The sequence below is a fragment of the Shinella sp. M31 genome (assembly GCF_049199205.1).
Taxonomy (GTDB): domain Bacteria; phylum Pseudomonadota; class Alphaproteobacteria; order Rhizobiales; family Rhizobiaceae; genus Shinella.
In genome coordinates, this window is record NZ_JBLZPH010000044.1 from 1 (window position 1) to 12,563 (window position 12,563).

At 64.6% G+C, this 12,563-nt stretch carries 13 protein-coding genes; 2 read left to right on the plus strand and 11 right to left on the minus strand.

Annotation, left to right across the window (positions count from 1 at the left end; all coding sequences use genetic code 11):
• From ACOZKU_RS06400 to ACOZKU_RS06450, 11 genes are all read right to left on the minus strand, one after another.
• Positions 1 to 1,229: LLM class flavin-dependent oxidoreductase (locus ACOZKU_RS06400; RefSeq protein WP_421578139.1), on the minus strand; the 1,229-nt coding region annotated here is incomplete at its 3' end.
• 8 nt (positions 1,230 to 1,237) lie between these two features.
• On the minus strand, positions 1,238 to 2,497 hold the full coding sequence (locus ACOZKU_RS06405; protein ID WP_421578140.1) for an SfnB family sulfur acquisition oxidoreductase: 1,260 nt from the start codon (positions 2,495 to 2,497) through the stop codon (positions 1,238 to 1,240).
• Positions 2,498 to 2,569: 72 nt separating this feature from the next.
• On the minus strand, positions 2,570 to 3,382 hold the full coding sequence (locus tag ACOZKU_RS06410; protein ID WP_421578141.1) for a MetQ/NlpA family ABC transporter substrate-binding protein: 813 nt from the start codon (positions 3,380 to 3,382) through the stop codon (positions 2,570 to 2,572).
• Between the two features lie 19 nt (positions 3,383 to 3,401).
• On the minus strand, positions 3,402 to 4,061 hold the full coding sequence (locus ACOZKU_RS06415) for a methionine ABC transporter permease (RefSeq protein ID WP_421578142.1): 660 nt from the start codon (positions 4,059 to 4,061) through the stop codon (positions 3,402 to 3,404).
• Positions 4,051 to 5,103, minus strand: a complete 1,053-nt coding sequence (locus tag ACOZKU_RS06420) for a methionine ABC transporter ATP-binding protein (RefSeq protein WP_421578143.1) — start codon at positions 5,101 to 5,103, stop codon at positions 4,051 to 4,053. The genes ACOZKU_RS06415 and ACOZKU_RS06420 overlap by 11 nt, the downstream gene beginning before the upstream one ends.
• Before the next feature lie 5 nt (positions 5,104 to 5,108).
• Complete coding sequence (locus ACOZKU_RS06425) at positions 5,109 to 6,341, minus strand: acyl-CoA dehydrogenase family protein (RefSeq protein ID WP_421578144.1); 1,233 nt, start codon at positions 6,339 to 6,341, stop codon at positions 5,109 to 5,111.
• Positions 6,342 to 6,573: 232 nt separating this feature from the next.
• Positions 6,574 to 7,935, minus strand: a complete 1,362-nt coding sequence (locus tag ACOZKU_RS06430; protein WP_421578145.1) for an O-acetylhomoserine aminocarboxypropyltransferase/cysteine synthase family protein — start codon at positions 7,933 to 7,935, stop codon at positions 6,574 to 6,576.
• Positions 7,936 to 7,961: 26 nt separating this feature from the next.
• Complete coding sequence (locus ACOZKU_RS06435) at positions 7,962 to 8,261, minus strand: hypothetical protein (protein WP_421578146.1); 300 nt, start codon at positions 8,259 to 8,261, stop codon at positions 7,962 to 7,964.
• The gene (locus ACOZKU_RS06440; RefSeq protein ID WP_421578147.1) at positions 8,251 to 9,039 is read right to left on the minus strand and encodes an ABC transporter ATP-binding protein; all 789 of its coding nucleotides are present in this window, start codon (positions 9,037 to 9,039) and stop codon (positions 8,251 to 8,253) included. The genes ACOZKU_RS06435 and ACOZKU_RS06440 overlap by 11 nt, the downstream gene beginning before the upstream one ends.
• Complete coding sequence (locus ACOZKU_RS06445; RefSeq protein WP_421578148.1) at positions 9,039 to 10,052, minus strand: ABC transporter permease; 1,014 nt, start codon at positions 10,050 to 10,052, stop codon at positions 9,039 to 9,041. Before ACOZKU_RS06445 ends, ACOZKU_RS06440 begins: the two co-directional genes overlap by 1 nt.
• Positions 10,053 to 10,056: 4 nt before the next feature.
• Positions 10,057 to 11,091: an ABC transporter substrate-binding protein gene (locus tag ACOZKU_RS06450; protein WP_421578149.1), complete on the minus strand. Its 1,035-nt coding sequence runs from the start codon at positions 11,089 to 11,091 to the stop codon at positions 10,057 to 10,059.
• Between the two features lie 276 nt (positions 11,092 to 11,367).
• On the opposite strand from ACOZKU_RS06450, the gene ACOZKU_RS06455 reads away from it, so the two are divergent.
• Positions 11,368 to 11,592 (plus strand): hypothetical protein, encoded by a 225-nt coding sequence (locus ACOZKU_RS06455; protein WP_421578150.1) that lies wholly within the window; start codon positions 11,368 to 11,370, stop codon positions 11,590 to 11,592.
• Between the two features lie 442 nt (positions 11,593 to 12,034).
• Positions 12,035 to 12,563: transporter substrate-binding domain-containing protein (locus ACOZKU_RS06460; protein ID WP_421578151.1), on the plus strand; the 529-nt coding region annotated here is incomplete at its 3' end.

Genomic DNA, 12,563 nt, shown 5'->3' on the forward strand with positions numbered 1-12,563 from the left:
GGCACCACGAGATCGATGAAATCCTTGTAGCTTTCCGGCGTTACCGTGCGTGCGAGGTTGAAGCCATCCACCTCGCCGTCGTCGATCCAGGCTTCCAGCGCATCGGCAACCTGACCGGGATCGCCGACGATAAGCGGATAGCGCCCGCCGAGCGCCATGCCCGACAGGATGGTGCGTTTCGTCCAGCCGCGTTCACGCGCCAGATCGACGGACGTCTGCACAAAATTGCCCTTGCCATAGGTGATCGGCTCGTCGAAGCCGTATTGCGAGAAATCAATACCGGTCCCGGCCGAGAAATGGGCAAGCCCGGCCTCGGGGCTCGCATGGCGCACATAGTCCTCGTACTTCTCCCGTGCCGCTTTTTCCGTACGGTCCACCACGACGGTGATGCCGGCGAAGATGCGCACGTCCTCGGCCCGCCGTCCCGCTTCCACCGCACCATGCCGGATCGCACGCGATGCCGTGCGGGCGACCGCCGTGTCGGGCGAGGAGATGAAGACGCATTCGGCATGGCGCGCGGCAAACTGCCGTCCGCGGCCGGATGTACCGGCTTGGTAGAGGACGGGCGTGCGCTGGCGGGACGGTTCGGAGAGATGATAGCCCTCCGCCTTGAAATATGGGCCCTCGTGCCGGATTTTCCGCACCTTGGCCGGATCGGCATAGACGCGCGCGGCACGGTCGCGCCGCACAGCGTCATCGTCCCAGCTGCCTTCCCACAGCGCATAGAGCAGGTCGAGGCATTCATCCGCCCGGTCATAGCGCGTGTCGTGCTCGCCAAGCGCCGCCTGGCCCACGGCGCGCGCCGCACTGTCGAGATAGCCGGTCACGATGTTCCAGCCGATGCGACCATCCGTCAGGTGATCGAGTGTCGAGAGGCGCCGGGCGAAGATATAAGGCTCCTCGGCATGGACATTGACTGTCACGCCGAAGCCGAGCCCCTTCGTCACCGCCGCCATGGCCGAGACCAGCATCAGGGGATCATTGACCGGAAGCTGGATGGATTCGCGCAGCGTCAGGTCGACGGACTGCTGGTAGACGTCATAGACCCCGACGATATCGGCGAGGAACAGACCGTCGAACAGGCCACGTTCCAGCGTCGCGGCAAGCGACGTCCAGTAGTCCAGTCTGTTATAGTCGCTCGAACGATCGCGCGGATGGGTCCAGAGGCCATGGTTGATATGGCCGACGCAGTTCATGTTGAACGCGTTGAGCAGGATTTCCTTTGCCATGGACCGGGTCAGATCCAGGAATGCAGCGGCGGCTGCACGCCGTTGAGGTAATATTGCCCGACCGCGTGGAACTTCCAGCGCACCGGATCATGCAGCGTGTGCGTGCGCGCATCGCGCCAGAAGCGGTCGAGATTGTGCACGCCGAGCGTGGAGCGCGTGCCGGCAAGCTCGAACAGCTTGTTGGCGGCGGCGAGCGCCACCTCCGTCGTCAGCACCTTGGCCTCGGCGACCGCGATCTTCGCCTTTCCGATCGTCTCGTCATTGACGTCGGCAATCGTCGCGTCGAGCTCCCGGCCGGCACGGTCCAGCAGCGCCTCGGCGGCATGCAGGCGGATCTTCAGGTCGCCGATGGCGGCGATCGTATACGGATCGTCGCCGGCGCGGTCGGAGCCGCTGTCGATCCACGGGCGGGCATGGTTGCGCACAAGATCGATGGTCGCCTCGATGGCGCCGCGGGCGATGCCGGCGTCGATGGCCGCATGGATGAGCTGGCTCTGCGGGCCGACGGCGCTCTGGTTCTCATAGACGATATGCGCCGGCAGCACGCGGCTTGCGGGAACGGCGACCTCATCGAGGATCACCGTGCCGCTTGCCGTGGTACGTTGGCCGAAGGCCGACCAGTCGTTGACGACCTCCAGCCCCGCCGCGTCGCGATCCGCGACCGCGACGACGACATGGCCCTCCTCGTCCAGCGCCACGATGGGCACGAGGTGGGCGAAGAGCGCGCCCGTCGAATAGAACTTCTTGCCCGAAACCACGAAATGACCGCCCTTGCGGACAAGCTTCGTCTCGAAGGCCTCGACAGTCTTGCCGCCGAATTCGGAGAAGGCGTTGCCAAGGCGTTTTCCGGAGAGCACCGCACCGAAGAGCTCGCGCTTCTGCGCCTCGCTGCCAGTCTGCCGGATGACGTCGATGATCTCGAAGCTGTTCTGGGCGATCTGCGTCAGGGAGGGATCGCCGGCGGCCAGCGTCGCGAAGACCCTTGCCAGCGTGACCTGCGAGACGGCGGCGCCGCCATAGTCCTTGGGAATAGTGATGCCCCAAAGCCCGCTCTGCGAAAAGAGATCGACCTCGCGGAACGGCAGCCGCCTTTCGCGGTCGCGCTCCTTCGCCTCGGCGGCGAAGAGCGGCCGGAGCTGCTCGGCAACGGCAATCGCCTCCGCATCGTCGCGGATGATATGGGCAGACGCTACCGGCGGATTGGGCAGCCAGCCCGGTTCGCCCGGCTCTGCATAGAGGGGAAGACGGGTCGCGGTGGTCGAGGTCATGGGAATGCTGCCATCATAACGGAAGGAAAGGCCGGGCTGCAGCAGGCGCAGCCCGACAGCGAAAAGCGGATATCAGAAGGCGGCGACCACCTGTCCCTTGTAGCGCTCCTGGATGAACTTCCGCGTCTCGTCACTGTTGAGCACCTTGGCGAGCTTGGCGACGCGCGGGTCGTCCTTGGTCTCCGGGCGCGTCACGAGATATTCGCTCCAGACGTTGTAGCCGTCCTGACCACGGTCGATCAGCAGCGCCTTTTCGATGTCGAGCTTCGCCTCGAACACATAGTTGCCGTTGAGCGCCGCCAGATCGACCTCGCCCAGCGCGCGCGGCAGGAGGGCGGATTCGAGTTCGACGATCTTCAGGTTCTTCGGGTTCTCGACGACGTCCTTGATGGTCGGCAGCTTGTCTTCCGGCGAGGTCAGTTCCGGCTTGCCGGAAACCTTGATCAGGCCCAGCTTCTGAAGCAGCAGCAGGCCGCGCCCGCCATTGACCGGATCGTTCGGGATCGCGACCGTCGCGCCGTCTTCGAGCTTGTCGATCGCATCGATCTTCGTCGAATAGGCGACGAAGGGCTCGATATGCACGGGCACGATCGGCACGAGTGCGGTGCCGCGCTCCTTGTTGTAGTCGTTCAGGAACGGCCTGTACTGGTAGTAGTTGGCGTCAAGTTCGCCGGAAACCAGCTGGGCGTTCGGCTGGATGTAATCCGTGAAGACGCGGATATCGAGATCGAGGCCGTCCTTGGCGAGGATCGGCTTCACGAATTCGAGGATTTCCGCATGCGGAATGGCGGTGGCGCCGACGACGAGCGTGTCGCTCGCCTTGGCCGCGCCGAAGGCGGCAAGCGCCAGGCCGGCCGCAAGGGTGATGGATTTCAGGATGCGCATGGGATGCTCCGAGCGTTGGTTATTTGCGGGAAAAGTGGATGACGAGGCGGTTGCCGCTCGCCTGGATGAGCTGGACGAAGACGATGAGGATCGCGACGCAGACCAGCATGATTTCGGTCTGGAACCGGTGGTAGCCGTAACGGATCGCCAGATCCCCGAGCCCGCCGCCGCCGATGGCGCCAGACATGGCTGTGTAATCGACGAGCACGATCGCCGTGACGGTGATGGCGGCGAGCAGGCTCGGCAACGCCTCGGGCAGCACGGCGCGGAAGATCGTCTGGGTGGTGGAGGCGCCCATGGCGAGGCTCGCCTCGATGATGCCGCGATCCACCTCGCGCAGGGCCGTTTCGACCAGCCGGGCGAAGAAGGGCGCGGTGCCCACGACGAGCGGGAAGATGACGCCGCGAATGCCGAGCGACGTGCCCGTCACAAGCACTGTCACCGGCATCAGCACGATAAGCAGGATGATGAAGGGCACCGAGCGGATGATGCTCAGCACGAAGGACAGGCTGCCATAGGCCACCGGCGCCTGGAACAGCTGTTGCCGCCCGGTCAGGAAAAGCAGGATGCCGAGCGGCAGGCCGAGGAGAACGGTGAGCAGCAACGCACCGCCGACCATGGCGAGCGTCTGGGCAAGCGCGGCACCGATATCGCCCCAATAGAGATTGTCAAACGACATGGCGCGCCCTTTCCTCGATTTCGGGTACCGGCGCCCCGCCCTGCAATTCCACATCGACGCCGCTGGCGCGCAGCCCGGCTATGGCGCCTGCCACATCGCGCCCGCTGAGCGAGACGATAAACTGCGCATAGGGCGTCTCGCGGATATGGCCGACGCGGCCGGCGAGGATTGCGTAGTCCACGAGGTTTTCGCGCGCGATGCGGCCGAGGATCGGCTTGTGCGCGGACGGCCCCGTGAAGGTGAGGCGCACCGCCCGACCGCCGAGATCGGAAGCGGCGACGGCATCGAGCGAACCGCCGTCCGGTTCCGCCTCGCGCACCAGCCGCAACGTTGCGGCGTGGCGCGGATGCAGGAAGACGTCGGTCACCAGTCCCGTCTCCACCACGCGGCCGCGATCCAGCACGGCGACACGGTCGCAAGCGCGGCGGATCACATCCATCTCATGGGTGATGAGCACGATGGTCACACCGAGATCACGGTTGATCTGGCGCAGCAGATCAAGCACGGCGCCCGTCGTCTGCGGATCGAGCGCGCTCGTCGCCTCGTCGCAGAGCAGCACTTGCGGCTCGCAGGCGAGCGCCCGCGCAATGCCGACGCGCTGCTTCTGCCCGCCCGAAAGCTGGCGCGGATATTTCTGCGCATGCTCGGACAGGCCGACACGGTCGAGCAGCGCCGCCACCCGTTCGGCGATCTCGGCCTTGCCATATTGGCCGGTGAGTTCGAGCGGATAGGCGACATTGCCGGCGACGGTGCGGGCGCTCAAGAGATTGAAATGCTGGAACACCATGCCGATCGTCCGGCGCAGATCGCGCAGGCGCTGGCCCTTGGCATCCGTCACCCGCTCGCCGGCCACGAAGACTTCGCCGCCCGTCGGGCGTTCCAGCAGGTTGATCAGCCGCACCAGCGTCGATTTTCCGGCACCCGAGGAACCGATGATGCCGAAGATCTCGCCCTTGGCGATGGTAAGGTCGATGCCGTCGAGCGCGGCGACCGCGCCCTCCTTGCCGGCAAAGCTCTTGGTGACGGTCTCTAGCCGGATCATCGCGCTCAGCCCGCGCTCGCGCCGATGCGCCACTGATAGGGCGGCGGCGTGCCGTTGACGGCGAAGTCACCGATGATGCGGTGCTTGTAGATGCGCGGATTGTGCGAGGCGAGCGTGCGGGCATTGCGCCAGTGACGATCGAGGCCGGCGGGCTTCTTGGTGGCGGAGGCGCCGAGCGCGTCGAACAGCAGGGTCGAGGCTTCCAGAATCAGGTCCGAGACGACCGTCTGGGCCTGCGCGGCCTCCAACTCGGCAATTGCATTCGCCCTCTCCTCGGCATCGGCGTCGTCGACGAAATGCGCGTCGAAGGCCCTTTGCAGGCTCGCTGCCGCCTGAAGCGTGATGGCGGCGGCGGCATAGGCGGCGGCGCGGATGCGGCCGACGACCTGCAGGACCTGCGGGTCCTCGCTGGAGCGGGCGGCGGCGGCATGAGTATAGGTGCGGCGGCGTTCCGCAACGGCTTTCGCGACATCGGCAGTGATCGCCCGGCCGATGCCGGCAAGCGTCGCGAGATGCACGAGCTGATAGAAGGCGGCGGAATAGCGGAAGCGCTCGTCGTCGATGACGATGTCCTGCGGCTCGACCACAACGTCGCGGAAGGTCGTCGTGCCACTCGCCGTCAAGGTCTGGCCGAAGCCATCCCAGTCGTCGACGACATCGACACCTTCCGCATGGCGACGCACCGAAACCGAGATGCCTTCGCCCTCCGCATTGGAGGCGCCGACATCGATCCAGTCGGCGAAGAGCGAGCCGGTCGTGTAATATTTCGCGCCGTTGAGAACGAGCCTGCCGTCCTTCTCCGTGACACTGGTGGAGAAGCGGTCAAGAGCCGCTCCCGTGCCGATCTCGCTCCAGGCATTGCCGGTGATCTCGCCGCTGCCGATGCGGCCGAGCCAGAGGCCGCGACGCTCCGGATCCCTGGTATTGAGGATATCTTCGGTAAAGCCGAAATGGCCGCGCAGCGCCTGCGTGATGTTGGAATCGGCCGCCGACAGCTCGATCAGCAGGTTGAAGAACTGCGGCAGGCTCGCACCCTTGCCGCCCGCTTCCACCGGCAGGCGCACCGCGCCGAAGCCGGCTTCCTTGAGGCGGCGTATTGCCTCATGCGGCAGGCCGCGATTGAGGTCGCGTTCGGTGGCGCTTGCCGCGATCTCGGCAAAAATCGGCCGGAAGGGAGCGGCCAGTGCTTCATATCCCTCACCGGGGCCGGCGCCCCAGGCATTTTCGATCTGCGTCATGCTACCCTGCTTCTCGCTGCCGTGCCCGGAGGAAACCGGTCACGCTTGGAATTGCCATGAAAGTAGCGGTCGCCCGACCAAAATACAGAAATTCTATCTTTTATATGTATTTTAAAGTGGAATGGCGTTTCTTTTTGCAGGCCGGGCGCAAACGGGGCCGGCTCTCGCAGAACAAAAAACCCCGGCGCGAGGAGGCACGCCGGGGCTTGGCCAATCGGAACGAGGCCTGGCGTCAAGCCAAGGCGATGGCCCGCTCCAGATCGGCGATGAGGTCATCGGGATGTTCGAGGCCGATGGAGAGGCGCACATAGCCGGGCGTCACGCCGGTCGCGCGCTGGTCTTCCAGCGAAAGCTGCGAATGAGTGGTCGTCGAGGGGTGGATCGCCAGCGAGCGGGCATCGCCGATATTGGCGAGGTGGTAGAACAGCTGCAGGCTGTCGATGAAGCGGCGGCCAGCCTCGCGCCCGCCCTTCAGCTCGAAGCCGACAAGCGCGCCGAAATAGCCGGGCTTGAAATATTTATCCGCCCGCGCCTTGACCGCCCCCTCCTGGAACTTCGGGAAGATCACCCGCTCGACCTTGGCGTGACCTTTCAGGAATTCGGCGACCTTCACCGCATTCTCGTTGTGCTGGCGCAGGCGCAGCGGCAACGTTTCGAGACCCTGGATGAACTGGAAGGCGTTTTGCGGGCTGATCGCCGCGCCGAGATCGCGCAGGAGCACGGCGCGGGCGCGCAGGATATAGGGATGGAAGCCGATCGCTTCGGCCTTCTCGATCCAGGTCTTGCCCTGGTAGCTGGCATCTGGTTCCGTGAGGTTCGGCTGGCGGGCCGGGTTCTCCGTCCAGGGGAAGGTGCCGCTGTCGACGATCGCGCCGCCGATCGAGGTGCCATGGCCGCCGATATATTTCGTCGTGGAATAGACGACGACGGCGGCGCCATGCTCCAGCGGGCGGATGACCAGCGGAGCGGCCGTGTTGTCGACGATGAGCGGAATGCCATGCCGGCGGCCGATGGCAGCGACTTCGGCGATCGGGAAGACCTCCAGCTTCGGGTTCGGCAGGGATTCGGCATAGTAGGCGCGCGTACGATCGTCCGTCGCTTTCTCGAAGGCCTCCGGATCGCTCGCATCGACGAAGCGGGTCTCGATGCCAAAGCTTTTCAGCGTCGCGGCGAAGAGCGCCCAGGTGCCGCCATAGAGGCCGGCAGCGCTGACGATATTGTCGCCGGCGCGCGCGACGTTGAGGATGGCGAAGGCCGAGGCCGCCTGGCCCGAGGAAAGCGCGAGCGCCGCGGCGCCACCTTCAAGCTCGGCGAGGCGCTGCTCGAAGGCATCCTGCGTGGGGTTGGAAACGCGGGTGTAGAGATGGCCGGGCGCCTCCAGCGCGAAGAGCTTGTCGGCACCGTCGGTGCCGGGCAGCTGGAACGAGCTCGTCTGGTAAATCGGCACGGCAACGGCACCGGTCGCCGGATCATAGCGGAAGCTGCCGCCATGCAGCGCGATGGTTTCGGGATGGCGGCTCTTGAAGGTCGCGGTCCCCGCGGGAACCTGCACGATATCCTGCTCGGCAACCTCGGGGGCTTGATGGATCGTCATTGCACTTCTCCTTGGATAGAGCGCACTCAGGCGCGCGCGGGACGGGCTGACAGAAGAACGCCAGCAACGAGGATGGTTGCTGCGGCCCAGAACGCTTCCGGCGCATACCACCGGATGCCGTAGAGGTGATCATTGGTGCAGAGCGCCTGGGCAAGCGTGCAGAGATCGGAGGCGCCGGCAATGCAGGTCACGGCCTGCCGGACGGTGAGATAATCCGCCTCGACGACCTTGCTGAAGATCAGCCACCACCAGCCGAGCGACAGCAAGGCAAGGCCACCGCCGGCCGCCGCCACGGCATGGTAAGAAAGGCGGCCACTAGACGTCATGGGAGATCCCCAGCTTCTCGAGCAGCTGGCTGCGCAGGGCCACCAGCGTGGCATCGTCGCGCCGCCGCGGATGGGGCCGATCGACCCGGATTTCCGCAACGATCGAGGCCGGCCGGTCGGACAGCACGATGACGCGGTCGGCGAGCAGCAGCGCCTCCTCCACATCATGCGTGACGAGCAGCGCGGTGAAGCCGGCGCTCTTCCAGAGGTCGAGCAATTCGTTCTGCATGCGCAGACGGGTGAGCGAATCGAGCTTGCCGAAGGGTTCGTCGAGCAACAGCAGCTTCGGATCGTTGACGAGCGCGCGGGCAAGGGCGGCGCGCTGCGCCATGCCGCCCGAGAGTTGGTGCGGGTAGAAATCCGCAAAACCTTCGAGCTTGACGAGTTTCAACACCTCGTCAATGCGGTAGCCCTTCGTGCCGATAAGGCCGCGCGCTTCGAGACCGGTCGCGATATTGTCACGCACCGTGCGCCAGGGAAACAGCGTCGCATCCTGAAAGACGAGGATGCGGTCGGGGTTCGGCGCGGTAATGGGGCGTCCATCCTCCAGCACCTTGCCGGTCGATGCCGTTTCGAGGCCGGCGGCCAGGCGCAGCAGTGTGGACTTGCCGCAGCCGGACGGCCCAAGCAGGGCGACGAATTCGCCCGGTGCGATCGTCAGGCTGACATTGTCGAGGACCTGCAAATCCTTGCCGTCGAGCGCATAGCGGTGGGAAACGCCTTCCACATCGAGCGCGATGCTTTCGACGGGATTGGCTTCTGCGAGAGCGAGCGCCATCAGAGAATCCCCTTCTGCCAGCCGAGCAGCCGATCACGCGCCAAGAAGAGCAGGCGCACGAGCCCGGCGCAGATCAGCGCCATGATGATCAGGGCGGCATAGACATTGGCATAGGCCGAATAGGCCGTGTTGAACTGGAGGTACCAGCCGAGGCCGAACTTGGCGCCGAGCATTTCAGCAACGACCAGCACGGCGAAGGAATAGTAGAGCCCCATGAAAATGCCGACGAAGACATTCGGCAGCGAAGCCGGGATCGCCACCTTGAAGATCAGGAAGCGATTGTCGGCCCCGAGCGTGCGGGCGACATCATAGAAGGAACGGTTGACCTGGCTGACGCCGGCCGCCGTGAGGATCGCCACCGGAATGCCGGACGCGAGCGCCACAAGAAAGATCGAGGCGTGGAAGGTCGAGGGGAAGATGAAGAAGGTGCAGGGGATCCAGGCGCTTGCCGGCACCGGACCGATCAGCTTCAGGAGCGGCATGCCCCAATAGGCAAAACGTTTCGACCAGCCGAGCGCCACGCCAGCGGCAAAGCCGACGAGGATGCCCGAGAAAAAGCCGAGCCCCCAGAGACGCCCGGTATAGGCGATGCAGATCAGCAGCCGGTCCCAGTCCGTCATATAGACATGCAGCAGGCCCTGCGGCGGCGAGAAGAACGGTTTGGGCAGCCAGCCGAGCTTGGCCGTCAGCACTTCCCAGACGGCAAGCCAGAGGCCGAGAACGATGAACCACGGCCCGTAGTGCACGAGCGTGCGGCCAACGCTGCCGAGCCTGTGCACCGTCACCGACAGCGCGAGGAAAATCCCCGCGCCGACAAGTGCTGCGGCGGCAAAAAGCTCGGTCGCGCCCCAGGTGATGACATCGGGCAGACCATAGGTCAGCGCCGCGGTGAGAGCCCACGTGCCGGCCGCCAGAAGCCCGTTGCGCCAGATGCCCGTGAACGGCAGGGCCAGAGATCGCCGCCCTGCACCCTCGCCCGCACCCTCGAATGTATCCTCGACCGCAGCGCTCATGGCATCACGCGAAGATGTCGATGGTGATGCGGTTGGCGATCTCGGCCGGATCGGTACCCGCATCGATGACGCCGGTGAGCTTCAGGTCCTCGTAGCCGATCTGCACTTCCTTCAGCAGATCCTTGCCGAACCAGTGGTCGTGATAGGTGAAGGCGGCGAGCACTTCCGTCAGGTCTTCGAGCGACAGCCCGGGCTTCAGCGTGTCGAAATACCACTTGGCGACTTCGTCCGGGTGTTTTGCCGTGTACTGGTGGATTTCCAGATTGGCGGCAGCGACGCGCTTGATGGCATCCTTGTTGGCTTCATAATAATCGCCGTTGACGCCGAGCACGCAGCAGACGCGATCCTTGAAGGTGCCGGTTTGCGTATCCGCGACGCGGCGGAAACCGTGTTTCTTCTCGTAGGAATAGGCCCAGGGGTCCATATGCGCGACGGCATCCGCCTCGCCCTTCAAAACACCTTCGGCGACGAGATCGAAGGGGAAGACCTTCCAGGTGACGTCGGTTTCCGGGTTGAGGCCGGCCTTGGCAAGCGCAACCGAGAAGGCGACGCGCGAAGGCGACATGACATCGAAGGTGCCGATCGTCTTGCCCTTGAGGTCGGTCAGCGTCTTGATGTCGGAATCCGGCTGGACGAGGATGCTCTGGCAGCCGCCATGCGAACCGGCGAACAGGCGCACGTCGAACCCCTGCTCGATCGGCTTCAGCCAGTCGTAGAGCAGGCCCGGACCGGCCTCGGCCTTGCGGGTGGCAAGCGCCTGGATGAGCGTCTGGCCGCTGGCGCCCTGGTAGAACAACTCCACGTCGAGGCCATGCTTGGCATAGATGCCCTTGGACAGGCCGAAACCGACAGGCGAATGGCAGGCGGCGACCTCGGTCCATTCCAGCTTGATCGGAATGAGATTGCCGGCAATGGCATAACGCGTCGAGCGCGCGCCGATCACACCGGTACCGGCGGCCACGGCCGTCACGCCCGCCGCCTTCATGAGGCTGCGGCGCGAAAGGCCCTTGGAGAGAATGGATTCGGGTTGCTGGCTCATAGGTTGTCCCCTGACAGGTTGATGCGGACAGCCTAGCGAAATTGATAATAGTTTATAGATTTTATGGATTATTATGCGCAGGCAAAAGGGAATATTCTTTCATCGGGCGCTGATGGCTTGGATTGGCATCCTCACGCAGCCGCGCGGCCTGCCACATGGCGGAAGCGCGCCAACGTCGGCCGGCCAAACCCGCTGAATCATACCGCCGCAACGGAGCCCCCATGACAACAGGCTCCCAATGCCGGGCAGCACGAGCCCTGTGAAGTAGAGCCGAGAGTGTATTGCAACGGCCCCGAGCGTTGCCGAAACGATCGAAAGCTCGGAAAACCCGATGAGTTCGGCATCGGCGCATTGCAGTCTTCGCCCGAGCTCGCGGGGGCCGTGTTCCTGCAGGATGGCGATCATGGCGGCGCCGGGGTGCCCCCGAAATTCAACGGTTCCGAAACCCGGCGCATCGAGATCCTGGAAGGCGAAGGTGGGCTTGTGGACGACGTCCCGTGACCGTTTCCAGTCGGCCTCGCCGATCCAGCGAAGGCTTGAGCACTCCGCTGGAAACAACCCATCTTCTGAGAGCCCCTCCCCCAGCATGCCGCTTGATAGCGCGGGCGCCTACTCCCGCCGCAAGCCCCAAGGATCGAACGCGCTCCGGCGCTACCTCTTCAGCTCGCGCCACGGCAGCGTTACTCCCTTGCAACCCGCGGATTAATCCGGACCTGCCTTAGCGAGAAGCAATTTGCTTCAGAAATGCCCAACTTTGGACGCCCATTTCTTAATTACACTAATTTTATAGATAATATCGGCATATCTTCTCTCGCTCGGCGAAGCGCCCCGGCGGCGGAAGCTCGGTTCTTTTTGAAAATGGGGACATTTCAATATGATAGCACAGAAAACCTTCCGGCGGGTTGTCCAGTCGGCCGCGGCCGCCGCCTTCCTCGCCACGACCATGCTGTCCGGTCTCGTCCATGCCGGCCCGACGCTCGACAAGATCAACCAGCGCGGCGCGATCAAAGTCGGCGTCGGCACCACGCCGGGCTTCTTCGCGCCCGATGGCGACGGCAAGTGGAAGGGCTTCTTCGTCGATTACGGCCGCGCGCTGTCCATCGCCGTCTTCGGCTCGCCCGACAAGGTGGAGTTCACCTCCTCCTCGCCGCAGCAGCGTCTGCCGGCCCTCCAGAGCGGCGAATTCGACATTCTGCTTTCCGGCGTGACCGTCACCGCCACCCGCGCCTTCAAGCTCGGTTTCCACTTCGGCCCGACGGTCTTCTATGACGGCCAGGGCATCCTGGTGCGCAAGGACCTTGGCGTGACCAAGGCCGCCGATCTCGACGGCGCGACCATCGGCGCGCAGAGCGGCACCACCGGCGAATTGAACGTCGCCGATTTCTTCCGCAAGACCGGCAAGACCTTCACGCCCGTCACCATCGAGGACACCGGACAGTTCATCGACGCGCTGGAATCCGGCCGCGTCGACG